The organism is Pseudomonas syringae, assembly GCF_001698815.1.
GTDB classification, from domain to species: domain Bacteria; phylum Pseudomonadota; class Gammaproteobacteria; order Pseudomonadales; family Pseudomonadaceae; genus Aquipseudomonas; species Aquipseudomonas syringae_A.
This window is the reverse complement of record NZ_LGSI01000056.1, coordinates 76,269-101,229: the sequence shown is the minus strand read 5'-3', so window position 1 is coordinate 101,229 and position 24,961 is coordinate 76,269. Positions and strand designations below refer to the sequence as shown.

Sequence of the window (24,961 nt, the reverse complement as noted above, 5' to 3'; positions counted from 1 at the left end):
GAATTCGTTGTCATTAGCTAAGACCAGACCCTTAGAAGGTCTGACCAAGGGAGAACTGGAATACTTGAGTTTCGGTGTTGTCGTCCGGCTTCTTGATCGGCATCGCCAAAGCGAAGCTCAACGGGCCAAGCGCAGTGATCCAGGTCACGCCTACGCCGACGGAGCTTGCCAGACCGGAAAGGTCGACGTTGTTGCACTCGACTTTTTGACCATTGAGCGTCTTGGCAGAATCACAATTGCTGTCGAAGACATTACCTACGTCCCAGAACAGCGAAGTCCTCAGGGAACGTTGATCCTTGATGAACGGCAGAGGGAACATAACCTCTACGCCACCCTGGACCAGCACGTTACCGCCGAACGGCAGTGGATCCTGGTCCGGATCTGCAAGTGTGCCCGGTTTAGTACCGCTGCTCGGCGTACTGCGCGGACCAAGGGTGCTGTCCTTGAAGCCACGTACCGAATTGAAGCCACCGGCATAGTAGTTCTCGTAGAACGGCAGACCCGAGGTCGAACCATAACCGTCGCCATAACCCAGCTCAGTGTGCAGACGCAGGGTGTAGTTGTCGGTGATCGGGTGGAAATACTGCGCGCGGTAATCAAGCTTGAAGAACGACAGGTCGCTGCCCGGCAGCGTGGTTTCCAACACCAGGCTTTGCGAATGACCGCGAGTCGCCAGTACGCCTTTGTTCAAGGTGGACTCGGACCAACCGGCAGACGCCTTGAAGTTCAGGTACTTGTCGCCTTCCTGGTCAACGAAGTCGAAAATCTCATCGACGGTATAAGTACCGGTCTTGATTTCATCCTGCTGAACGGTCAGGCCGAAGGTCAGACGCGAGGTCTCGTTGATCGGGTAGCCCATGCTGATGCCAGCACCCAGGCTGTCTACGGCATAGCTTGCCACGTCGACGTCGAGGTCATCGTAGTCGGTCGTGCGGTAGAACGCGTTGTAACCCAGGCTCACGCCATCAGCAGTCCAGTACGGATCGACATAGCTGAAGTTGTAGCGGCTCTGGTATTCGCTGCGGGTCAGGCCGATGCTGACCTTGTTACCGGTACCGAGGAAGTTGTTCTGGCTGATCGAACCACCGAGGATCAGACCGGCGCTCTGGGCAAAACCGACGCTGGCGGTGATCGAACCGGACGCTTGTTCTTCAACGGCGTAGTTGACGTCCACCTGATCGTCGGTACCCGGAACAGGCGGGGTTTCGACGTTCACTTCCTTGAAGAAGCCCAGACGATCAAGACGGGTTTTCGACTGGTCGATCAGGTAGGTCGAAGCCCAGCCGCCTTCCATCTGGCGCATTTCGCGACGCAGCACTTCGTCCGCGGACTTGGTGTTGCCACGGAAGTTGATGCGGTTCACGTAGGCACGCTTGCCCGGATCCACCACGAAGGTGATATCAACCGTATGGTCTTCGTCGTGCGGCGTTGGTACGCCGTTGACGTTGGCGAAGGTGTAACCCTCGTTACCCAGACGACGGGTGATCAGTTCGGAGGTGGTGGTCATGACCTTGCGGGAGAAGACCTGGCCCGGCTTGACCAGCAGCAGGGATTTGACCTGGTCTTCCGGCACCTTGAGGTCGCCGCTCAGCTTGACGGACTTGACGCTGTATTTCTGGCCTTCATTGACGTTGACCGTGATGTACACGTTCTTCTTGTCAGGCGTGATCGATACCTGGGTCGAAGCGATATCCATATTGATATAGCCGCGATCAAGGTAGTAGGAACGCAGACGTTCGAGGTCGCCGGAGAGCTTCTCACGGGCGTACTTGTCGTCGTTCTTGAAGAAGGAAAGCCAGTTGGTGGTCTTGAGCTCGAAAAGACCAATCAGGTCTTCATCAGGGAACACCGTGTTACCCACCACGTTGATGTGCTGGATAGCAGCGACGGTGCCTTCATTGATGTTGATCTTCAAGCCAACGCGGTTGCGGGGCTGAGGAACGACTTCGGTGGCCACTTCAGCGGAGTAACGGCCTTGGGCAACGTACTGACGTTGCAGCTCGTTACGCACACCCTCAAGGGTTGCGCGTTGGAAGATCTCACCTTCAGCCAGACCTGACTGCTTGAGACCTTTCATCAGGTCTTCGGTAGAGATGGCCTTGTTGCCCTCGATCTCGATGCTCGCCACGGACGGGCGCTCGACAACACTGATAACCAGCACATTCCCGTCACGGCCCACCTGGATGTCCTGAAAGAACCCAGTCTTGAACAGCGCGCGAGTGGCATCGACCAGACGACCATCATCCGCTTGCTCGCCAACGTTCAGCGGCAGCGCACCAAATACACTGCCAGCGGAAACCCGCTGCAGGCCATTGACACGGATATCGGAGATGGTGAAGGACTCAGCGTGAACTTCGGCGATCATCAGTGCGGCAAGAACCGCAGTTAGCAGCAGACGTTTCATGAAGTCCTTTCTTATTCCAACTGGCAATAAACAAACTGCCGCAAAATGCGGCAGATTCGCAACTCAATGAAGCTTTACAGTCGACCCAGATCGTTGACCAGCGCGAGCAACATAACACCCACTACCAGACTTATACCGATCTGAACCCCCCAACCCTGAACCTTTTCCGAAAGGGGGCGACCACGCGCCCACTCGATCAGATAAAACAACAAATGCCCCCCGTCCAATACGGGAATAGGCAGCAAATTGAGAACACCCAGGCTTATGCTCAGATAAGCAAGGAAATTCAGGAAATCACCGACGCCCGACTGGGCCGAAGCGCCCGCCACTTTAGCAATGGTTATCGGTCCACTCAAGTTTTTTACAGATAGCTCGCCGAACAACATTTTCCTGAGCGAATCGAGGGTTAGCACACTCATGGTCCAGGTACGCTTCGCGCCCTCGCCCACAGCGGCCAACGGACCGTAACTGACTTCGCGCAACATCTCCGGCGGCCAGTCGATACCCTTGACTCCAGCACCCAGGTAACCGGCGGCGGCCTTGCCTTCGCCACGTGTAGCCAGGGTCAGCGGGACATCCATTTGCGCGCCATCGCGCTCGACGCGCAGGGAAATCTTCGCTTCGGGACGTTCGCGCACCCGATCCACGACCTGCTGCCACTCGGTCAGCGGCTGACCATCCAGTGCCAGCAGCCGATCACCGGTCTTGAGGCCTGCGGCCTGCGCCGGGCCTTTCGGATCCAGTTCAGCCAATACCGGCGGCAGCGCCGGACGCCATGGGCGAATCCCCAGGGATTTGATCGGATCAGGCTCGTCAGCGCCTTTTAGCCAGTTATCCAGCGCTAGCTGACGCGGCGAGTCGACTGTCGAGCCTTGCTCACGCACCTTCAGAGCGATGGTGCCGCTTTCACCCAGGCGTCGCACCAGCTGCAGATTGACCGCTGACCAGCCGGCAACAGGCTCGCCGTCTACGTCGACAATTTCCTGACCGGCAGTCAGCCCGGCTTTTTGCGCGATGCTGCCCGGCTCGACTGCGCCGATAACCGGCCGCACCTGCTGACTGCCCAACATTGCCAGCGCCCAGAAAAACACAATGGCCAACAGGAAGTTGGCAACCGGACCGGCGATGACGATGGCGATACGCTGATAAACCGTCTTGCGGTTGAAGGATTGATCGGCAAGCTCAGGCGGGACATCGCCTTCACGCTCGTCGAGCATCTTCACGTAGCCACCCAGCGGAATCGCAGCAATCACATATTCTGTGCCCTTACGGTCATGCCACTTGACCAGCGGCATGCCGAAACCGACAGAGAAACGTAAAACCTTGACGCCACAACGCCTGGCCACCCAAAAGTGGCCAAATTCGTGAAAGGTCACCAGCACGCCCAGCGCAACCAGGGTGCCAACAATCATATAGAGCGCGCTCATCAACCTTCTCCAGTCACCGACTCAACGGGCGTTTTCGGTTGCCGTCGCCTGAGCCCGTGCTTTCTTGCGTGTGCTGTTATCGCTCGTTGCGGCTGAGCCATTGCTCAGCCAGAACGCGCGCTTTGGAGTCAACCTCAAATACTGCGGCCAGATCTTCGAGCGCAACAACCGGCTCAAGACTCAAAACCTCATCGATCATACTCGCGATCTCGGGATAGCGGATGCGCCGATCTAGAAATGCGGCTACCGCGACTTCGTTGGCGGCGTTAAGCATCGCCGGAGCGCTGTCGCCCGCCTCCGCCGCCTGTCGAGCCAGACGCAGGCAAGGGAAGCGATTTTCGTCCGGCGCCTGGAAATCCAGGCGCGCGATACTGAACAAGTCCAGAGGTGCTACGCCGGAGTCGATTCTTCCCGGCCACGCCAGGGCATGGGCGATCGGCGTGCGCATATCAGGATTGCCCAGCTGGGCGATCACCGAGCCATCGACGTAATCCACCATCGAATGAATCACGCTCTGTGGATGAATGACCACTTCGATCTGTTCAGGACGCGCATCGAACAGCCAGCACGCCTCGATCAATTCCAGGCCCTTGTTCATCATGGTTGCCGAGTCTACGGATATTTTGCGCCCCATCGACCAATTAGGATGAGCGCACGCCTGCTCCGGGGAAACATCGTGCAACTCGGCCAGTGGCGTCTCGCGAAATGGACCGCCCGATGCCGTCAGCAGGATACGCCGCACACCCACCGGCCCCAGGCCACGAGCATAATCCACCGGCAAACACTGGAAGATCGCATTGTGTTCGCTGTCGATGGGTAGCAGTACCGCGCCGCTGTGCCGCACGGCCTGCATGAACAGCGCCCCGGACATCACCAACGCTTCCTTGTTGGCGAGCAGGACTTTCTTGCCGGCCTCGACAGCCGCCAGCGTCGGCCGCAGCCCCGCTGCACCGACAATCGCCGCCAGTACGGTATCGACCTGCGGATGTGCTGCCACTTCGCAGAGACCACGTTCGCCGACCAACACCCGGGTGTCCAGGCCGGCAGCAGCCAGATCATCCTGCAGCTTGCGAGCGATGTCCTGCGTCGGCAATACGGCAAAGCGCGGCGTATGCCGTAAGCACAACGCCAGCAATTCGCTGGTGCGACTGAAGCCGGTAAGCGCGAACACCTGATAACGATCAGGATGCCGCGCGATGACGTCGAGGGTGCTCAGGCCGACCGATCCAGTCGCCCCTAGGACAGTAATCAGTTGCGGAGCACTCACAGAACGCCCCACTCAGCAGCCCACAGCAGCGCCGCGAAAACAGGAATGGCAGCGGTCAGGCTGTCGATGCGATCAAGGACGCCGCCATGCCCAGGCAACAGGTTGCTGCTGTCCTTGATGCCGGATTGGCGCTTGAACATGCTTTCTGTCAAATCACCCACCACGGAAATGAATACGACGATGGCCGCGCCAAGCAGTCCCAGCACGAACTGCGATCCCGACCAGCCGCGAAACACGCCGACGATGGCGGTAATCACCAGACAGGTAAGCAAACCGCCATACACGCCTTCCCAGCTTTTGCCGGGACTGACCTTTGGAGCAAGCTTGCGCTTGCCGAACGCCTTGCCGGAAAAGTACGCACCAATGTCCGCGCCCCAGACCAGAACCATCACCGCAAGGATCAGCCAATTGCCCAGTGGCCACTGCTTGATCAGCACCAGCCCCTGCCACGCAGGCAGCAGGATCAACAGGCCGATCGTCAGTTTGCAGGCGGCACTTGCCCAATGCGCACTGGACGCGGGATAGGTCAGCACCAGATAAGTCGCCACTGCCCACCAGATCACGGCCGCGACCAATACCCACGGCGCGAGCCCAGGCACCAGATAGAGCACGAACAACAAGGCGGCGACGGCCACGGCATAGGCAATTCGTGCGGACTGGGCAGGGAAACCCGCCAGGCGCGCCCATTCCCAGGCACCCAGCACCACGACCAGACCGATGAACAACGCGAAACCAGCGCCCTCAAGGAGGAAAAAGCCACATAGTGCGATTGGCAGCAGAATCAGTGCCGTGATGATCCGTTGTTTCAGCATTAAGCCCGGGCTCCAGCTTCTACCTGCTCGCTCGTTTTACCGAAGCGACGTTGGCGCGAAGCGAAATCGGCCAGCGCAGCGCGCATGGCATCGTGTTTGAAGTCCGGCCAGAACAGGTCGGAGAAGTACAGCTCGGCGTACGCCAGCTGCCAAAGCAGAAAGTTACTGATGCGGTGCTCGCCACCGGTGCGGATGCACAAGTCCGGCAGCGGCAAATCGCCGGTTGCCAGACAGGTTTGCAGCAGCTCCGGCGTTATGTCTTCAGGCTGCAGATGGCCGGCCTGGACTTCACGGGCCAGACGCTGGGCAGCCTGGGCGATATCCCACTGACCGCCGTAGTTGGCGGCGATCTGCAGGACAAACCGATCATTGCCTGCCGTGCTCAATTCCGCTTCGCGCATGGCGGCCTGCAATTCTGGGTGGAATCGCGAGCGATCACCGATGATCCGCAGGCTGATGGCGTTGTCATTCAGACGCCGGGTCTCACGCCGCAGGGCCGTGAAAAACAGCTCCATCAGCGCGCCGACTTCTTCCGCCGGGCGCTGCCAGTTCTCACTGGAGAACGCAAAAAGCGTGAGCACTTCGACCTTGGCCTCGGCACACACCTCAATCACCGCACGAACAGCATCGACGCCTGCTTTATGCCCGGCGACACCGGGTAGCAGGCGTTTCTTTGCCCAGCGATTATTCCCATCCATGATGATCGCTACATGACGCGGCACCGATGAAGGCCCGGCCAGTTTTGTCTTTTCCATGAAAGCCCCGAACCTTATACAGCCATCAGGTCAGCTTCTTTCTGCTTCACGGCGACTTCAATTTCAGCGACGAATTTGTCGGTCAGTTTCTGAACGTCGTCAGCACCGCGACGCTCTTCGTCTTCGCTGATTTCTTTCTCTTTGACCAGATCCTTGAGCTGACTCAGAGCATCACGACGGATGTTGCGCACGGCAACGCGGGCGTCTTCTGCTGCTTCGCGAGCCTGCTTGGTGAAGCCCTTGCGGGTTTCCTCAGTCAGAGCCGGCATGGAAATCAGCAGCAACTCACCCAGATTGGTCGGGTTGAAACCCAGGCCGGAACTCTGGATCGCCTTGTCGACGGCGGCCAGCATGTTGCGCTCGAAAGCGACGACCTGCAGCGTACGCGAGTCTTTGACGGTGACGTTGGCAACCTGGTTCAGCGGGGTATCTGCGCCGTAATACGGCACCATCACACCACCGAGAATGCTTGGGTGAGCCTGACCGGTACGAATCCGGCTGAACGCGTGCGCCAGGGATTCCAGGGATTTCTGCATGCGCTCTTGAGCGTCTTTCTTGATTTCGTTGATCATTGTTGGCCTTCCTCGATCAGGGTTCCCTCAGCGCCGCCATGGACGATATTCAGCAGGGCGCCGGGCTTGTTCATGTTAAAGACGCGCAACGGCATCTTGTGGTCGCGGCACAGGCAAATTGCCGTCAGATCCATCACGCCCAACTTGCGATCCAGCACTTCATCGTAAGTCAGATGATCGAACTTCTCTGCATGAGGGTCTTTGAACGGGTCTGCGGTGTAGACACCATCGACCTTGGTCGCCTTGAGCACGACGTCGGCATCGATTTCGATCGCACGCAAGCACGCAGCCGAATCGGTGGTGAAAAACGGATTGCCAGTACCGGCGGCAAAGATGACGACTTCCTTGGCGTTCAGGTGACGCATGGCCTTGCGACGGTCGTAGTGGTCAGTCACGCCGACCATGGAAATCGCCGACATCACGATAGCCGAGATGTTGGCGCGCTCTAGCGCATCGCGCATGGCCAAGGCATTCATCACAGTGGCCAGCATGCCCATGTGATCGCCTGTAACACGATCCATACCGGCAGCACTCAGCGCCGCACCGCGAAACAGGTTGCCACCGCCAATCACCAGTCCGACCTGAACACCGATGCCGACCAGCTGGCCGACTTCAAGCGCCATCCGATCCAGAACCTTGGGATCAATGCCGAACTCTTCCGAGCCCATGAGGGCCTCGCCGCTAAGCTTGAGTAGAATGCGTTTATAGCGAGCCTGATAACCACTGCCCTGCTGAGCCATTGCGAATCTCTCCTGCGGCGTTTTGCTGAAAAAAAATCTGTGCTGGCACTTTAAGCCTGCGCTAACTCTAGCTTGACGCTGCGACAGCGTCGGAAGAATGCAGCCTTGTAAGCCACTTCTCCAAGGAAAACAAATACCTTTTCCTTTTTGCCTTTGCCAAAGAGGCTGCGCGCGTGAGCGGGCAGCCTCTTTGGGGCGACAGCTGAAAAACCGTCTTACTGCTTGGCAGCAGCCAGTTGTGCAGCAACTTCGTCAGCGAAGTTATCAACTGGCTTCTCGATGCCATCGCCTACTTTGAAGTAGGTGAAAGAAACGATTTCAGCGCCGGCTTTCTTGGCCAGTTCACCGACCTTGACTTCCGGGTTTTTCACGAAGGCTTGCTCAACAAGGCTGGCTTCGGCCAGGAACTTGGTGATACGGCCGCCAACCATTTTCTCAACGATTTCGGCTGGCTTGCCTTTGATCTTGTCTTCGTTCAGTTGCATGAAGACGCCTTTTTCGCGCTCGATCGCTTCGGCCGAAACTTCCGAAGGCAGCAGGAACTCAGGGTTGCTTGCCGCTACGTGCATGGCGATATCTTTAGCCAGCTCGACGGTGCCGCCTTTGAGGGTCACAACTACACCGATCTTGTTGCCGTGCAGGTAAGAACCTACAACGTCGCCTTCGATGCGGGCCAGACGACGGATGTTGACGTTTTCGCCAACCTTGCCGACCAGTACCAGACGTGCAGCTTCCTGAGCTTCGATCAACGGAGCGACTTCAGTCAGTTTGTCAGCAAAGGCTTTCTCGACGCTGGCAGCAACGAATGCCTTGAAATCGTCCTGCAGAGCCAGGAAGTCGGTCTGCGAGTTGACTTCGATGATAACGGCAGCCTTGCCGTCGTCCTTGATTGCGATAGCGCCTTCAGCAGCAACGTTGCCTGCTTTTTTAGCGGCCTTGATCGCGCCGGAAGCACGCATGTCATCAATGGCTTTTTCGATGTCGCCGCCAGCCTTGGTCAAGGCCTTTTTGCAATCCATCATGCCTTCGCCGGTACGCTCGCGCAGTTCTTTAACCAACGCTGCAGTAATCTCTGCCATTTCAAAATCCTCTTGGATAGGTCTTAAACCATTCCACCCGACGGATCGGGCGTACAAAATTCTTGAAAACACAGGGTGACAGCCGTACATGACAACAGCGCCATGACTACGCCGACACATGGTTTTCGAGGTGGCAAAAAGGGGGCCAAGCCCCCTTTTTGCGTACTGAGTCAACGCCAGGCGTTAGTTACTCAGCCTTCAACCACTGCTGCAGCTGGAGCTTCTTCGACGAAAACGTCGGTGCCGCCAGCAACATTGTTACGACCACGGATTACAGCATCAGCCATCGAACCCATGTACAGCTGGATAGCGCGGATTGCGTCATCGTTGCCTGGGATGATGTAGTCAACGCCTTCCGGGCTGCTGTTGGTATCGACTACGCCGATAACAGGGATGCCCAGCTTGTTGGCTTCGGTGATTGCGATGCGCTCGTGATCAACGTCGATAACGAACAGTGCGTCTGGCAGACCGCCCATGTCCTTGATACCACCCAGGCTACGATCCAGCTTTTCCAGATCGCGAGTGCGCATCAGCGCCTCTTTCTTGGTCAGCTTGGCGAACGTGCCGTCTTCAGCCTGGATTTCAAGCTCGCGCAGACGCTTGATGGACTGACGGATGGTTTTGAAGTTGGTGAGCATGCCGCCCAACCAGCGGTGATCGACGTACGGCGAACCGCAACGTGCTGCTTCTTCAGCAACGATCTTGCCAGCCGAGCGCTTGGTACCAACGAACAGGATCTTGTTTTTGCCCGAAGCCAGGCGCTCAACGAAAGTCAGAGCTTCGTTGAACATTGGCAGGGTTTTTTCAAGGTTGATAATGTGAATCTTGTTACGCGCGCCGAAAATGTATTTACCCATTTTCGGGTTCCAGTAACGGGTTTGGTGACCGAAGTGCACACCGGCCTTCAGCATATCGCGCATATTGACTTGGGACATGATAGTTCCTTGATAAGTCGGGTTAGGCCTCCACGTATCCCAATGACCAACCAGCGGCTTCGAGCCGAAGGCACCCAGGTCATCGTGTCGACACGTGTGTGGGTTTGGGCTTGCGGGGCATACCCCGGAAAGCGGCGCATTTTATATCATAAAAGTTCGGATAACGAAACCCGGATCAAGCGCTTGTTCTCACACACTTTTATTAGTGGCTTCGCGCCCCTATATAAGGAAGCCATGATCACCCGGTCTTCGACGGTCTGATAGAATCGCCGCTTTCCGTATTAGCCGCACGCTTGCCGTGCCGAGAGAGTTCGTATGACAGTCACCATCAAAACCCCTGAAGACATCGAAAAGATGCGTATCGCCGGCCGCCTGGCTGCCGACGTCCTGGAAATGATCGGTGCTTACGTCAAGCCTGGCGTTACAACCGAAGAGCTGGATCGCATCTGCCATGACTTCATCGTCAACGAGCAGAAAGCCATTCCTGCGCCCCTGAACTACAAGGGCTATCCAAAATCGATCTGCACCTCGATCAACCACGTGGTCTGCCACGGCATCCCCAATGACAAGCCACTGAAGAACGGCGACGTGCTGAACATCGACGTGACGGTCATCAAGGATGGCTACCACGGCGATACCAGCAAGATGTTCCATGTTGGCAAAGTGCCAGAATGGGCTGAGCGCCTGTCGAAAATCACTCAGGAATGCCTGTATAAAGGCATCGAAATCGTGCGTCCTGGCACCCGTTTGGGTGATATCGGCGAAGTGATCCAGAAGCACGCCGAGAAGAGCGGTTTCTCCGTGGTGCGCGAATATTGCGGGCATGGCATCGGCAAGGTCTTCCATGAAGAACCTCAGGTCCTGCACTACGGCAAGGCCGGCGATGGCATGGAACTGAAGGAAGGCATGACGTTCACCATCGAGCCGATGATCAACCAGGGCCGCGCCGAAACCCGTCTGCTGGGCGATGGCTGGACCGCGATCACCAAGGACCGCAAATTGTCCGCGCAGTGGGAACACACGATTCTGGTCACCGCCGATGGCTATGAAATCTTTACCTTGCGCAGCGACGACACCATTGCCCGAACGTCAGCCTGATCCGGATTTCTGTTCTGATCCCCAGGCTCGCCCGATATAGATAAAAGGAAAGCAGTTCCATGCCGCAGGTGGATCCCGATTTGTTCGACCGCGGCCAGTTCCAGGCCGAACTGGCCTTGAAGGCGAGCCCTATTGCGGCCTTCAAGAAAGCCATCCGCAATGCGCGGGAAGTGCTCGACGCACGCTTCAAGTCCGGCCGGGACATCCGTCGGCTGATCGAGGATCGGGCCTGGTTTGTCGATAACATCCTGCAACAGGCCTGGGATCACTTCGACTGGAGCGAAGAAGCCGACATCGCCCTTCTGGCCGTTGGCGGCTACGGGCGCGGCGAGCTGCATCCATTTTCGGACATTGACCTGCTGATTCTGCTGGAAAGCGCCGATCACGAAGTCTTCCGCGAGCCCATCGAACGTTTTCTGACGTTGCTGTGGGACATCGGCCTGGAAGTGGGTCAGAGCGTGCGTTCGGTCGACGAATGCGCCCAGGAAGGCCGCGCCGACCTCACGGTGATCACCAACCTGATGGAAAGTCGCACCATTGCCGGGCCGGAGCGTCTGCGCCAGCGCATGCTGGAAGTTACCAGCCCGACGCAAATGTGGCCGAGCAAGGAGTTTTTCCTCGCCAAACGCGCCGAGCAGAAAAACCGGCATCACAAGTACAACGACACCGAATACAACCTGGAGCCCAATGTAAAAGGGGGTCCCGGCGGTCTGCGCGATATCCAGACCATCCTGTGGGTCGCCCGTCGCCAATACGGCACCCTCAACCTGCACGCATTGGCCGGCGAAGGTTTCCTGCTGGAAAGCGAGAACAATCTGTTGGCCTCCTCCCAGGAGTTTCTCTGGAAGGTTCGTTACGCCCTGCACATGCTGGCCGGCCGTTCCGAAGATCGGCTGCTGTTCGACTATCAGAGCAGCATCGCCGCCCTGCTGGGTTATCAGGACAGCGACGCGAAGCTGGCCATCGAACGCTTCATGCAGAAGTATTACCGCGTGGTCATGAGCATCGCCGAGCTGAGCGACCTGATCATCCAGCATTTCGAAGAAGTGATTCTGGTCGAAGACGAAGGCGCGGTGACCCAGCCGCTCAATTCGCGCTTCCAGTTGCATGACGGCTACATCGAAGCGACCCGGCCGAATGTGTTCAAACGCACGCCGTTCGCCATGATCGAAATCTTCGTGCTGATGGCCCAACACCCGGAAATCAAAGGCGTGCGCGCCGACACCATCCGGCTGTTACGCGAGCATCGACACCTGATCAACGATGATTTCCGCCACGACATTCGCAACACCAGCCTGTTCATCGAGCTGTTCAAGTGCGAAATCGGCATCCATCGCAACCTGCGCCGGATGAACCGCTACGGCATTCTGGGCCTGTATTTGCCGGAGTTTGGCCACATCGTCGGGCAAATGCAGCACGACCTGTTCCACATCTACACCGTCGATGCGCACACCCTGAACCTCATCAAGCATCTGCGTAAGCTGCAATACACGCAGGTGACCGAGAAATTCCCGCTGGCCAGCAAGATCATGGGCAAGCTGCCCAAGCCGGAACTGATTTATCTGGCCGGCTTGTACCACGACATCGGTAAAGGCCGCGGCGGCGACCACTCGGAGCTGGGCGCGGTGGATGCCGAGGCGTTTTGCGTGCGCCACCAATTGCCGAACTGGGACAGCCGGTTGATTGTCTGGCTGGTGAGCCACCACTTGGTGATGTCCACCACCGCCCAGCGCAAGGATCTGTCCGATCCGCAGGTGATCCATGATTTCGCTCAGTTCGTAGGTGACGAAGTTCATCTGGATTACCTGTATGTGCTGACCGTGGCCGACATCAACGCCACCAACCCGACGCTGTGGAATTCATGGCGGGCCAGCCTGTTGCGCCAGCTGTATACCGAAACCAAGCGTGCCTTGCGTCGCGGCCTGGAAAACCCGGTGGACCGCGAAGAGCAGATCCGCCGCACACAAAGCGCCGCGCTGGATATTCTGGTGCGCAGCGGCACCGATCCGGACGACGTCGAGCAGCTCTGGGCGCAACTGGGCGATGACTATTTCCTGCGGCATACCGCCGGGGATGTGGCGTGGCACAGCGATGCGATCCTGCAACAGCCGGTCGATGGCGGCCCGTTGGTGCTGATCAAGGAAACCACCCAGCGCGAGTTCGAAGGCGGCACGCAAATCTTCATCTATGCGCCCGACCAGCATGACTTCTTCGCGGTGACCGTGGCGGCGATGGACCAGCTGAACCTGAACATTCACGATGCGCGGGTCATTACCTCCAGCAGCAAGTTCACCCTCGACACCTATATCGTGCTCGACAACGACGGCGGCTCGATTGGCAACAATCCCGAGCGGATCAAGCAGATTCGTGATGGCCTGACCGACGCGCTGCGCAATCCGGACGATTACCCGACGATCATCAAGCGCCGGGTGCCGCGCCAGCTCAAGCACTTTGCTTTTGCGCCGCAAGTCACTATTCACAATGACGCCCAGCGTCCGGTCACGGTCCTGGAACTCTCTGCGCCCGACCGTCCCGGCCTGCTGGCGCGCATCGGCAAGATCTTCCTGGAGTTTGATCTGTCATTGCAGAATGCCAAGATCGCCACCCTGGGCGAACGCGTGGAAGACGTGTTCTTCATCACCGATGAAAACAACCAGCCGTTATCCGATCCGCAACTGTGCAGCCAATTGCAGGACGCAATCGTCGAGCAACTCAGTGTCGATCAGGAACCCGGCGGCGAATGGCGCATCAGCATCTGATCCGCTTTCTTCATGAATCGATTCAACGGCGCTCGCCACCCCGAGCGCCCTGCTCTTGAGACCCAATCAATGAACAACGCGATGCAATTGCTTCAGCCTTACCCGTTCGAGAAGCTGCGCGCGCTGCTTGGCAGCGTGACGCCCAATCCGGAAAAACTGCCGGTCGCGCTGTCCATCGGCGAACCCAAGCATCGTTCACCGGAATTCGTCGCCAAGGCGCTGGCCGATAATCTGGACCAGATGGCGGTTTATCCAAGCACATTGGGCATTCCGGCCCTGCGCGAATCCATTGCCGGCTGGTGCGAGCGGCGTTTCGGCGTGCCCGGCGGCTGGCTTGACCCGGCGCATAACGTGCTGCCGGTCAACGGCACTCGCGAAGCGCTGTTCGCCTTCACCCAGACCGTGGTCAATCGCGGCGACGACGCACTGGTGGTCAGCCCGAACCCGTTTTATCAAATCTACGAAGGCGCAGCTTTTCTGGCCGGTGCGCAGCCGCACTACCTGCCGTGCCTGAGCGAGAACGGTTTCAACCCGGATTTCGACGCAGTCTCGGCCGATGTCTGGAAACGCTGCCAGATTCTGTTCCTGTGCTCGCCCGGCAACCCGACCGGCGCGTTGATCCCGCTGGAAACCCTGAAAAAGCTCATCGCTCTGGCTGACGAATATGATTTCGTGATCGCCGCCGACGAGTGCTACAGCGAGCTGTATTTCGACGAACAAACCCCGCCAGCAGGCTTGCTCAGCGCTTGCGTGGCGTTGGGTCGTCAGGATTTCAAACGCTGCGTGGTGTTCCACAGTCTGTCCAAGCGCTCGAACCTGCCAGGCCTGCGTTCCGGCTTTGTCGCCGGTGACGCGGAAATCCTCAAGGCCTTCCTGCTGTATCGCACTTACCACGGCTGCGCGATGCCGGTGCAAACCCAACTGGCAAGCATCGCCGCCTGGAATGACGAAGAACACGTGCGTGCCAATCGCGCGCTGTATCGGGAGAAATTCGACGCCGTGCTGGCAATCCTCGCGCCGGTCATGGACGTCCAGCGTCCGGACGGCGGCTTCTATCTGTGGCCGAATGTCGGCACCGATGACGCCGTATTCTGTCGCGACCTTTTCGTCGAGCAACATGTGACCGTGGTGCCAGGTTCGTATCTGTCGCGAGAAGTGGACGGTTTCAACCCAGGCGCCGGTCGCGTGCGCATGGCACTGGTAGCGCCGCTGGCCGAGTGCGTTGAAGCCGCTGAGCGGATTCGCGACTTTATTACCCGCTAAGTCAACAAGGTTTATCGATCGTCCGTAGGACCGGCTTTAGCCGGGAGGGCATTCTCCCGGCTAAAGCCGGTCCTACGGGTTGACGCGATATCTCAGATGGCGCGAAGCCGGACACGACCCACATCGCACAACTGCAATATCTACTGCCTACACTGCGCGCGGCCTCCTCCCGGAGGCAAATTGCAAGCGTTTCGGCGACAAGTTGCAATAAACCCGTCAACCTGTCGCAGCCGAACCCGCTGGTCCATGGCATAATCCGTCACCGTTTTTTTCTCGCACCGTTCCAAGGGGGCAAGCTCGTGGCTGATGAAATCAACAAGTTGCACCTTTACGGAATCAAAGCCTGCGACACTATGAAGAAGGCGCGCACCTGGCTCGATGAAAAAGCCGTGAGCTACGACTTTCATGACTATAAAACTGTCGGCATCGACCGTGAGCACCTGACGCAGTGGTGCAATGAACACGGCTGGCAGGTTGTGCTGAACAGAGCAGGGACAACGTTTCGCAAGCTCGACGACGGACAGAAGACCGATCTCGACCAGGCCAAAGCGATAGAACTGATGCTCGCGCAACCCTCGATGATCAAGCGCCCGGTGCTTGATCTCGGCGACAAAACCCTGATTGGCTTTAAACCCGACTTGTATGCAGCGGCCATCCGATAAGCCAAAGCGCTATCGATGGTCCTTTAATCAGTAAGAGGTATTCGCATGTCCACTACCCTGTTCAGCCTGGCCTTTGGCGTCGGCACTCAAAATCGTCAAGGCACGTGGCTGGAAGTCTTTTACGCCCAGCCGCTGATCAATCCGTCCGCCGCGCTGATCGCAGCCGTGTCCCCGGTTCTGGGTTACACCGGCGGCAACCAGGCAATCACTTTCAACACCGACATGGCTTTGAAGCTGGCCGACTCGCTGAAATCCGTCGACAGCATTCAGGCAGCATTGCTGACCCGTCTGGCAGAAAGCCACAATCCACTGGTTGCGACCCTGCTGGCCGAAGACACGGCACTGACTTCGACGCCTGAGGCATACCTCAAGCTCCACCTGCTGTCCCATCGTCTGGCCAAGCCGCACGGCTTGAACCTGGGCGGGATCTTCCCGTTGCTGCCAAACGTGGCCTGGACCAGCCAGGGCGCTGTCGACCTGGGCGAACTCGCCGAGCGTCAACTGGAAGCACGCCTCAAAGGCGAGCTGCTGGAAGTGTTCTCGGTGGACAAATTCCCGAAAATGACCGACTACGTGGTGCCGAGCGGCGTGCGTATCGCTGACAGCGCTCGCGTACGTCTGGGCGCTTATATCGGCGAAGGCACCACCGTCATGCACGAAGGTTTCGTCAACTTCAACGGCGGTACCGAAGGCCCGGGCATGATCGAAGGCCGCGTTTCGGCGGGCGTTTTCGTCGGCAAGGGTTCGGATCTGGGCGGCGGTTGCTCGACCATGGGCACCTTGTCCGGCGGCGGCAACATCGTGATCAAGGTGGGCGAAGGCTGCCTGATCGGCGCCAACGCCGGTATCGGCATTCCGTTGGGCGACCGCAACACTGTTGAATCCGGCCTGTACGTGACCGCTGGCACCAAAGTAGCCCTGCTCGACGACAAGAACCAGTTGGTCAAAGTCGTCAAAGCGCGTGATCTTGCCGGTCAACCGGACCTGCTGTTCCGCCGCAACTCGCAAACCGGCGCTGTGGAATGCAAAACCCACAAGTCGGCCATCGAGCTGAACGAAACGCTGCACGCTCACAACTGATCGATGCCGCGTCCGGGTTCGCGCCTGCCTTTAAGGCAGTCCGAACCCGATTCACCGAGCTAAAACGATGCCCCTCTCTTCTCCCTGGCGCGCTGACTTCCCAGCCATCGCCGCCCTGCAACGGCAAGGCCAGACCTATCTGGACAACGCCGCCACCACGCAAAAACCCCAGGCATTACTTGATGCCCTGAATCATTACTACGCCAACGGCGCGGCCAATGTGCATCGTGCCCAGCATTTACCGGGGGCGCATGCCACCCAGGCGTTCGAAGACAGCCGTGGCAAGGTCGCCAGTTGGCTCAATGCCAGTGAATCCGGGCAGATCGTCTTCACCCATGGTGCAACCTCGGCGCTCAATCTGCTGGCTTACGGCCTGGAGCATGAGTTCGCAGCGGGTGATGAAATCGCTATCAGCGCTCTGGAGCATCACGCCAACCTGTTGCCATGGCAGCAATTGGCCCAACGCCGGGATCTGAAACTGGTGGTCCTGCCGCTAGCAGCCGATGGCCTGATTGATCTGGACGCTGCCGCTCAGCTGATCGGCCCGCGCACTCGATTGCTGGCAGTCAGCCAGTTGTCCAACGTGCTCGGCGCCTGGCAGCCGCTGCCTCAACTGTTGGCGCTGGCCAAGGCCAAGGCCAACCATGCGCTGACCGTGGTGGATGGCGCCCAAGGTGTGGTGCATGGTCGGCATGATGTGCAGGCACTGGGCTGCGATTTCTACGTGTTTTCCAGCCACAAATTGTATGGCCCGGAAGGCCTCGGTGTGTTGTACGGGCGTCATGACGCCTTGTCTCGCCTCAATCACTGGCAGTTTGGCGGCGAAATGGTCCTGACAACGGACTATCACCACGCGAAATTCCGCCCTGCCCCACTGGGTTTCGAGGCCGGCACGCCGCCGATTGCCAGCGTGATCGGTCTGGGTGCGACGCTGGATTATCTGCAAGGCCTTGATCATGTCGCAGTGGTCGAACACGAAGCTCAACTGCACGCCCTATTGCTGGATGGCTTGCAGCAACGGCCAGGCATTCAGGTATTGGGCTCGCCGCAACTGGCGTTGGTCAGTTTCGTCGTCGAAGGCGTGCATAACGCAGATCTGGCGCATTTGCTCACCGAACAAGGCATCGCCGTACGTGCAGGCCATCATTGCGCCATGCCGCTATTGAAGAGTTTAGGTTTGCCCGGCGCGATCCGGGTTTCTTTGGCGCTGTACAACGATTCCGACGATCTTGTGCGATTTTTCAGCGCGCTGGATCAGGCTTTGGAGCTGCTGCAATGATGCTGCCCGCTGACGCTCAGGCAGCATTGGAAACCTTCAACCAGCTTCAAGGTTGGGAACAGCGTGCGCGTCTGCTCATGCAATGGGGCGAACGCCTGCCAGCGCTGAGCGATGACGAGAAAAGCGACGAGCATCTGGTGCACGGCTGCGAAAGCAAGGTCTGGATGGTGGGAGATTTCGTCGAAGGCCGCTGGCAGTTTCGGGCCAGCAGCGATGCGCGGGTGATTCGCGGTCTGGTCGCGGTGTTGCTGGCGCGGGTCAATGGCCTGTCGGCAGAGGAATTACAGCAGGTTGATCTGCCGGACTGGTTCAACCAACTCGGCCTGAGCCGTCAGCTGTCGCCTTCGCGCAGTAACGGACTGAACGCTGTACTGGGAAAAATGCGTCAGATTTCTACCGCTGCCCGTTGAGGCGGCGGCACCGAAACCGGTTTAGCGCGCTCTGAAGGACGCCGCGTTCCCGCTACGATTTTGTCCACGGCTTTGGTCGCTGCAACCATGCCGAAGGTCGCCGTAACCATCATCACTGCGCCGAAACCACCGGCACAATCGAGTTTGACGCCGTCGCCGACGAAGCTTTTCTGCAGGCAAATGCTGCCGTCGGGCTTGGGATAGCGCAGCTGTTCCGAAGAAAACACGCACGGCACGCTGTAGTGACGGGTCACGGTGCGGGAAAAGCCATAATCGCGGCGCAAGGTCGAACGCACCTTGGAAGCCAGCGGATCATTGAAGGTACGGTTCAGATCGCAGACCTGAATCTGCGTCGGATCAATCTGCCCACCCGCGCCGCCGGTGGTGATGATCTGAATCTTGCGGCGCTTGCACCAGGCGATCAGTGCAGCCTTGGCGTTCACACTGTCGATGCAATCCAGCACGCAATCCAGATTGGACGTGATGTATTCGGCCATGGTATCGCGGGTCACGAAGTCCGCCACCGCATGCACGATGCAGTCCGGGTTGATCGCGCGCAGCCGTTCGGCCATCACTTCGACCTTGGGGCGGCCGACGGTGCTGTCCAGCGCGTGCAGTTGACGGTTGCTGTTGCTGACGCACACGTCGTCCATGTCGAACAGGGAAATCTCGCCAACGCCACAGCGCGCCATGGCTTCCGCCGCCCAGGAGCCGACTCCACCGATGCCGACTATCGCCACGTGAGCCGCGCGCAAGCGTTCCAGGCCCTCGATGCCATACAAACGGGCGACGCCTGCAAACCGTGGATCTTCTGTGCTCATGACCAATACCCCGAAAACCGGCGCGCATTATAGGGCGTTGCGGTGGTGAGAGCATCCATGCGGCGAGTGATTGGTCAGAAAGCTGATGAACTGATGAGGATTCTGTGGGACCGGCCGGGGTGGCGTTCCACTTTATCGGGGAAGAATCCGGTGCAAGCGCTGAAGATCTTCCTCCGCAGACCCGACGCCTTCCCGGACAAGTCCGGTCCTACCGAACTATATACAACCCGGTAGGAGGGGACTTGTCCCCGAAGAGGTCGGTGTAAGCCACGCAACAAGTCCGTTCAACTTTTTTTGGGGGGGCAGTTCAGTTTCCTGTGCCACAACGCTGGGTTAATTTTCCTACAACATTTTCAGAAAAGAACTTCAACACGCGTAAGCTGCCAAAGTACCTGACAGCGGGCATTCGCCGGCGATTCCCCGTTCCACCCTTTGGAACCAGAAGCATCTATGTCATCGCGTAAATTTGGACTCAATCTTGTTGTAGTCGTGGCAATTGCCGCGTTGTTTACCGGCTTCTGGGCGCTGATCAATCGCCCGGTTACGGCCCCGGACTGGCCTGAGCAAATCTCCGGCTTCTCCTATTCTCCCTTCCGCCTGGGACAAAACCCACAAAAGGGCGTGTATCCGTCCGACGATGAAATGCGTCAGGACCTGGAGTTGATGAGCAAGCAAACCGACAGTATTCGTACTTATTCGGTGGACGGCTCGCTGGGTGATATCCCCAAACTGGCGGAAGAATTTGGTTTGCGGGTGACGCTGGGCATCTGGATCAGTCCGGACGCCGAACGTAACGAGCGTGAAATTACCCGCGCCATCGAACTGGCCAACACATCGCGCAGCGTCGTTCGTGTGGTGGTCGGCAACGAAGCGTTGTTCCGCGAGGAAATCACTGTCAGCCAGTTGAGCGCCCTGCTGGATCGGGTGCGCGCCGCAGTCAAAGTGCCCGTGACCACTTCCGAGCAGTGGCACATCTGGGAGAAATACCCGGAACTGGGCAAGCACGTCGATCTGGTGGCCGCGCACATTCTGCCGTACTGGGAGTTCATCCCCATGAGCGAGTCCGGCCAGTTTGTCCTCGACCGTGCCCGCGAACTGAAAAAAATGTTCCCCAAGAAGCCGCTGTTGCTTTCGGAGGTCGGCTGGCCGAGCAACGGGCGGATGCGTGGCGGGGCTGACGCAACCCAGGCCGATCAGGCGATTTACCTGCGCACGCTGGTCAACAAGCTCAACCGCCAAGGCTACAACTACTTTGTGATCGAAGCTTTCGATCAGCCGTGGAAAGCCAGCGATGAAGGTTCGGTGGGCGCGTACTGGGGCGTTTATAACGCCAACCGCCAGCAGAAATTCAACTTTGAAGGCCCTGTGGTGGCCATTCCGCAATGGCGCGTGCTGGCCATCGGTTCAGTGGTTCTGGCGATGTTGTCGCTGGCGTTACTGTTGATCGACGGTTCGGCCCTGCGCCAGCGCGGTCGTACCTTCCTGACCTTCGTCGCGTTTCTGTGTGGCTCGGTGCTGGTGTGGATCGGCTACGACTACAGCCAGCAATACAGCACCTGGTTCAGTTTGCTGGTCGGATTCCTTCTGGCGTTGGGCGCGCTGGGCGTGTTTATCGTGCTGCTGACCGAGGCTCACGAGCTGGCCGAAGCGGTCTGGACTCACAAACGGCGACGCGAATTTCTGCCAGTCGAAACGGATAATGCCTACCGCCCGAAGGTGTCGATTCACGTGCCTTGCTACAACGAGCCGCCGGAAATGGTCAAACAGACCTTGAACGCGCTGGCGGCGCTGGATTATCCGGATTTCGAAGTGTTATTGATCGACAACAACACCAAGGATCCGGCGGTCTGGGAACCGGTCAAGGCGCATTGCGAGCTGCTCGGTTCGCGCTTCAAGTTCTTCCACGTCGCCCCGCTCGCCGGCTTCAAGGGCGGCGCGCTGAATTACCTGATCCCGCACACCGCACCGGATGCCGAAGTGATTGCCGTGATCGACTCGGATTACTGCGTCGACCGCAACTGGCTCAAACACATGGTGCCGCACTTCGCCGACCCGAAAATCGCCGTGGTGCAGTCGCCCCAGGATTATCGCGATCAGCACGAAAGCACCTTCAAGAAGCTCTGCTATTCCGAGTACAAAGGCTTCTTTCATATCGGCATGGTCACCCGCAACGACCGCGACGCGATCATTCAGCACGGCACCATGACCATGACCCGGCGCTCAGTGCTCGAAGAACTGGGCTGGGCCGACTGGTGCATCTGCGAAGACGCCGAGCTGGGCCTGCGAGTCTTCGAAAAGGGCTATTCCGCAGCGTATGCGCACAACAGTTTCGGCAAGGGCTTGATGCCCGATACCTTCATCGACTTCAAGAAGCAGCGGTTCCGTTGGGCGTATGGCGCGATCCAGATCATCAAGCGCCATGCGTCGAGCCTGCTGCGCGGCAAGGACACCGAACTGACGCGTGGTCAGCGCTACCACTTTCTCGCGGGCTGGCTGCCGTGGGTCGCTGATGGCATGAACATCTTCTTCACCGTCGGCGCATTGCTCTGGTCGTCGGCGATGATCATCGTGCCCAAACGCGTCGATCCGCCGCTGCTGATCTTCGCCATCCCGCCCTTGGCGCTGTTCGTGTTCAAGGTCGGCAAGATCATCTTCCTTTATCGTCGCGCCGTGGGCGTCAACCTCAAGGATGCGTTCTACGCCGCATTGGCCGGGCTGGCCTTGTCGCATACCATCGCCAAAGCCGTGTTGTATGGCTTCTTCACCACGAGCATTCCGTTCTTCCGGACCCCGAAAAATGCCGCCAGCCATGGTCTGCTGGTGGCGATTTCCGAAGCTCGGGAAGAACTGTTCATCATGCTGCTGTTATGGGGTGCGGCGACCGGGATCTGTCTGGTGCAGGGCTTGCCGAGCGCCGACATGCGCTTCTGGGTCATCATGCTCGTGGTGCAATCACTGCCGTATCTGGCGGCGTTGATCATGGCTTTCCTGTCCTCGCTGCCCAAACCGGTGGTGATTACCGAGCCCGCTACCGTTTGACATAAATCTCAGGCAAGACTAAACGGCGGCCTCTGGCTGCCGTTTTGCTTTAAGATATGCGCCTTTTCGCGTTCAAAGCCATGCCACCGGAGTCCAGTACATGACGGCCTCAGCCGACCTTTCGCCCACTCTTCAACTCGCCTGCGACCTGATCCGTCGTCCGTCGGTGACGCCTATCGATGCCGACTGTCAGGCGGTGATGATGCAACGCCTGGGCGATGCCGGCTTCAAGCTGGAGCCGATGCGTATCGAGGATGTGGATAACTTCTGGGCCAGCCATGGCAGCAGTGAAGGTCCGGTCCTGTGTTTCGCCGGGCATACCGACGTGGTGCCCACCGGACCGGTGAACGCCTGGCAGAACGATCCGTTCGACGCCTTGATCGATGCTGACGGCATGCTCTGCGGCCGTGGCGCTGCGGACATGAAAGGCAGCCTCGCGGCCATGCTGGTGGCGGCCGAGCGGTTTGTCGGTGATCACCCGAACCACAAAGGCTCGATTGCCTTTCTGATCACCAGTGACGAAGAAGGCCCGGCGCATCACGGCACCAAAGCCGTGGTGGAAATCCTCAAAGCGCGCAACGAGCGCATGGACTGGTGCATCGTCGGCGAACCGTCGAGCACCACGCTGGTAGGCGATGTGGTGAAGAACGGTCGTCGCGGCTCCCTGGGCGCAACCTTGACCGTACGCGGCAAACAAGGCCACGTGGCCTATCCGCATCTGGCGCGCAATCCGATTCATCTGGCCGCTGCGGCGCTGGCCGAACTGGCCGCCGAGCATTGGGACGAAGGCAATGCATTCTTCCCGCCGACCAGCTTCCAGATTTCCAACCTGAATTCCGGTACCGGTGCCACTAACGTGATTCCCGGTGAACTGGTTGCGATCTTCAACTTCCGCTTCTCCACCGAATCCACGGTCGAAGGCTTGAAGCAGCGGGTCGCGACCATCCTCGACAAGCATGATCTGGACTGGCATGTGGACTGGGCGCTGTCCGGTCTGCCGTTCCTGACCGAACCGGGTGATTTGCTGGACGCGGTGTCGGACAGCATTCGCGCGGTTACCGGTCGCGAAACCAAGGCGTCCACCAGCGGCGGCACGTCTGACGGGCGTTTCATCGCCACCATGGGCACTCAGGTTGTCGAGCTGGGACCGGTCAACGCGACCATTCACCAGGTCAACGAACGCGTGCTGGCCAGCGATCTCGACGTGCTGACTGAAATCTACTATCAGACCTTGGTCAAACTGCTCGCATGATGCTTACCTGCCCGATCTGCTCGGCGCCGCTCAGTGCGGTGGACAACGGCGTGGCGTGCCCGGCGAATCATCGCTTCGACCGCGCCCGTCAGGGGTATCTGAACCTGTTGCCGGTGCAGCACAAGAACAGCCGCGATCCTGGCGATAACCAGGCCATGGTCGAGGCGCGGCGGGACTTTCTCAACGCCGGGCATTACGCGCCGGTGGCGAAACGTCTGGCAGAACTGGCGGCCGAACGTGCCCCGGCGCGCTGGCTGGACATCGGTTGTGGCGAGGGTTATTACACCGCGCAAATCGCCGCTGCCCTGCCGCAAGCCGATGGCTATGCGCTGGATATTTCCCGGGAAGCGGTCAAACGCGCCTGCCGTCGTGATCCGCAGCTGACCTGGTTGATCGCCAGCATGGCGCGCGTGCCATTACCGGATGCCAGCTGTCAGTTTCTCGCCAGCGTGTTCAGCCCGTTGGACTGGAACGAGGCCAAACGCTTGTTGACGCCGGGCGGCGGGCTGATGCGCGTCGGTCCGACCAGCGAGCATCTGATGGAGCTGCGCGAGCGCCTGTATGACGAAGTTCGCGACTATGCTGACGACAAGCATCTAGCCCTGGTTCCTGAAGGCATGCTGCTGGATCACAGCGAAACCCTGCGCTTCAAACTGAGCCTGATCGACGCTCAGGCCCGCGCCAACCTGCTGGCCATGACGCCTCACGGCTGGCGCGCCAGCGCTGAACGTCGGGCCAATGTCATCGAGCAGGTTGAGCCGTTCGAAGTCACGGTTTCCATGCGCTACGATTATTTCGTGCGCCAATAACTATCTGAATGAAGGTGTCTTGCATTGGCGAGGCACTCGACTGAATCCGCGAATGGATTTTTTCAATTTCTTACGAGGCATCCATGCGCCAACCCGATATCGAGATTTACCTGAAAGACGCTGACGTCGACTACAAGGCCATCGCCACCTGGCTCAGCGCCGCCATCGGCCCGTGCACGGACTGGGTACAAAAAGGCCAGACCTGGAAATGCACAGCTGGCAACGTGCCAGTGACCTGGCTGCCCAAGGCTGTCGGCAAATGGAATAGCCTGTTTCTGGAAAGCAACCAGACGCCTTGGGAAGACGACATCGCCTGCGGCCGCGCTGCGTTCGCCGCCCTGAAAGTCGAAGTACGCTGCGCACCCGGCACCTGGGTCGAAGAAGAAAGTGACGAAACCGCCGACCGCTGGATTCGCATCAGCGAAGATGGCGAGGAAGAGATTGTCTGGCATACGGCGTGAGCTAAAAACAACGGTCCCTGATTCAATGTAGGACCGG

General features: G+C 58.7%; 21 protein-coding genes. 11 read left to right on the top strand and 10 right to left on the bottom strand.

All coding sequences use genetic code 11. The features are described 5' to 3' along the window. Positions 1-31 precede the first annotated feature (31 nt). The 9 genes from bamA to rpsB form a co-directional block, all read right to left on the bottom strand. The gene (bamA, locus tag AFK24_RS19625; RefSeq protein WP_065834810.1) at positions 32-2,404 is read right to left on the bottom strand and encodes an outer membrane protein assembly factor BamA; all 2,373 of its coding nucleotides are present in this window, start codon (positions 2,402-2,404) and stop codon (positions 32-34) included. A gap of 74 nt (positions 2,405-2,478) precedes the next feature. Continuing rightward, complete coding sequence (gene rseP / locus AFK24_RS19620) at positions 2,479-3,831, bottom strand: sigma E protease regulator RseP (protein ID WP_065834809.1); 1,353 nt, start codon at positions 3,829-3,831, stop codon at positions 2,479-2,481. A gap of 76 nt (positions 3,832-3,907) precedes the next feature. Continuing rightward, positions 3,908-5,098, bottom strand: coding sequence for a 1-deoxy-D-xylulose-5-phosphate reductoisomerase (gene ispC / locus AFK24_RS19615; RefSeq protein ID WP_065834808.1), 1,191 nt, complete (start codon positions 5,096-5,098; stop codon positions 3,908-3,910). After that, positions 5,095-5,910, bottom strand: a complete 816-nt coding sequence (locus AFK24_RS19610; protein WP_065834807.1) for a phosphatidate cytidylyltransferase — start codon at positions 5,908-5,910, stop codon at positions 5,095-5,097. The genes ispC and AFK24_RS19610 overlap by 4 nt, the downstream gene beginning before the upstream one ends. Continuing rightward, positions 5,910-6,665 carry a polyprenyl diphosphate synthase gene (gene uppS / locus AFK24_RS19605; RefSeq protein ID WP_065834806.1) on the bottom strand — a complete coding sequence of 252 codons (756 nt, stop codon included), beginning with the start codon at positions 6,663-6,665 and terminating at the stop codon, positions 5,910-5,912. The genes AFK24_RS19610 and uppS overlap by 1 nt, the downstream gene beginning before the upstream one ends. Before the next feature lie 14 nt (positions 6,666-6,679). Beyond that, positions 6,680-7,237, bottom strand: coding sequence for a ribosome recycling factor (frr, locus tag AFK24_RS19600; protein ID WP_065834805.1), 558 nt, complete (start codon positions 7,235-7,237; stop codon positions 6,680-6,682). Continuing rightward, positions 7,234-7,977: a UMP kinase gene (gene pyrH / locus AFK24_RS19595; RefSeq protein WP_003172271.1), complete on the bottom strand. Its 744-nt coding sequence runs from the start codon at positions 7,975-7,977 to the stop codon at positions 7,234-7,236. The genes frr and pyrH overlap by 4 nt, the downstream gene beginning before the upstream one ends. A gap of 215 nt (positions 7,978-8,192) precedes the next feature. Then, complete coding sequence (gene tsf / locus AFK24_RS19590; protein ID WP_065834804.1) at positions 8,193-9,056, bottom strand: translation elongation factor Ts; 864 nt, start codon at positions 9,054-9,056, stop codon at positions 8,193-8,195. Positions 9,057-9,247: 191 nt separating this feature from the next. After that, complete coding sequence (rpsB, locus tag AFK24_RS19585; protein WP_020289482.1) at positions 9,248-9,991, bottom strand: 30S ribosomal protein S2; 744 nt, start codon at positions 9,989-9,991, stop codon at positions 9,248-9,250. A 315-nt stretch (positions 9,992-10,306) separates the two neighbouring features. Between rpsB and map the strand changes: the two genes are divergently transcribed. From map to AFK24_RS19550, 7 genes are all read left to right on the top strand, one after another. Beyond that, the gene (gene map, locus AFK24_RS19580; RefSeq protein ID WP_065834803.1) at positions 10,307-11,089 is read left to right on the top strand and encodes a type I methionyl aminopeptidase; all 783 of its coding nucleotides are present in this window, start codon (positions 10,307-10,309) and stop codon (positions 11,087-11,089) included. A gap of 59 nt (positions 11,090-11,148) precedes the next feature. Next, positions 11,149-13,848 carry a [protein-PII] uridylyltransferase gene (locus tag AFK24_RS19575; RefSeq protein ID WP_065834802.1) on the top strand — a complete coding sequence of 900 codons (2,700 nt, stop codon included), beginning with the start codon at positions 11,149-11,151 and terminating at the stop codon, positions 13,846-13,848. A 69-nt stretch (positions 13,849-13,917) separates the two neighbouring features. Beyond that, positions 13,918-15,111: a succinyldiaminopimelate transaminase gene (gene dapC, locus AFK24_RS19570; RefSeq protein WP_065834801.1), complete on the top strand. Its 1,194-nt coding sequence runs from the start codon at positions 13,918-13,920 to the stop codon at positions 15,109-15,111. A gap of 353 nt (positions 15,112-15,464) precedes the next feature. Next, on the top strand, positions 15,465-15,773 hold the full coding sequence (locus AFK24_RS19565; protein ID WP_065834920.1) for an arsenate reductase: 309 nt from the start codon (positions 15,465-15,467) through the stop codon (positions 15,771-15,773). Positions 15,774-15,818: 45 nt separating this feature from the next. Beyond that, on the top strand, positions 15,819-16,853 hold the full coding sequence (gene dapD, locus AFK24_RS19560; protein WP_065834800.1) for a 2,3,4,5-tetrahydropyridine-2,6-dicarboxylate N-succinyltransferase: 1,035 nt from the start codon (positions 15,819-15,821) through the stop codon (positions 16,851-16,853). A 67-nt stretch (positions 16,854-16,920) separates the two neighbouring features. Beyond that, on the top strand, positions 16,921-18,132 hold the full coding sequence (locus AFK24_RS19555; protein WP_065834799.1) for an aminotransferase class V-fold PLP-dependent enzyme: 1,212 nt from the start codon (positions 16,921-16,923) through the stop codon (positions 18,130-18,132). Further along, on the top strand, positions 18,129-18,542 hold the full coding sequence (locus tag AFK24_RS19550; protein ID WP_065834798.1) for a SufE family protein: 414 nt from the start codon (positions 18,129-18,131) through the stop codon (positions 18,540-18,542). The genes AFK24_RS19555 and AFK24_RS19550 overlap by 4 nt, the downstream gene beginning before the upstream one ends. Here the strand turns inward: AFK24_RS19550 and tcdA are convergent. After that, positions 18,518-19,363 (bottom strand): tRNA cyclic N6-threonylcarbamoyladenosine(37) synthase TcdA, encoded by an 846-nt coding sequence (gene tcdA, locus AFK24_RS19545; RefSeq protein WP_065834797.1) that lies wholly within the window; start codon positions 19,361-19,363, stop codon positions 18,518-18,520. The genes AFK24_RS19550 and tcdA overlap by 25 nt on opposite strands. A gap of 450 nt (positions 19,364-19,813) precedes the next feature. Between tcdA and AFK24_RS19540 the strand changes: the two genes are divergently transcribed. From AFK24_RS19540 to AFK24_RS19525, 4 genes are all read left to right on the top strand, one after another. After that, positions 19,814-22,402, top strand: a complete 2,589-nt coding sequence (locus AFK24_RS19540; RefSeq protein ID WP_065834796.1) for a glycosyltransferase family 2 protein — start codon at positions 19,814-19,816, stop codon at positions 22,400-22,402. A gap of 100 nt (positions 22,403-22,502) precedes the next feature. Continuing rightward, on the top strand, positions 22,503-23,654 hold the full coding sequence (gene dapE / locus AFK24_RS19535; RefSeq protein WP_065834795.1) for a succinyl-diaminopimelate desuccinylase: 1,152 nt from the start codon (positions 22,503-22,505) through the stop codon (positions 23,652-23,654). After that, the gene (locus AFK24_RS19530) at positions 23,654-24,463 is read left to right on the top strand and encodes a putative RNA methyltransferase (RefSeq protein WP_065834919.1); all 810 of its coding nucleotides are present in this window, start codon (positions 23,654-23,656) and stop codon (positions 24,461-24,463) included. The genes dapE and AFK24_RS19530 overlap by 1 nt, the downstream gene beginning before the upstream one ends. A gap of 83 nt (positions 24,464-24,546) precedes the next feature. Next, positions 24,547-24,924: a hypothetical protein gene (locus tag AFK24_RS19525; protein WP_065834794.1), complete on the top strand. Its 378-nt coding sequence runs from the start codon at positions 24,547-24,549 to the stop codon at positions 24,922-24,924. The last annotated feature ends 37 nt before the right edge of the window (positions 24,925-24,961 follow it).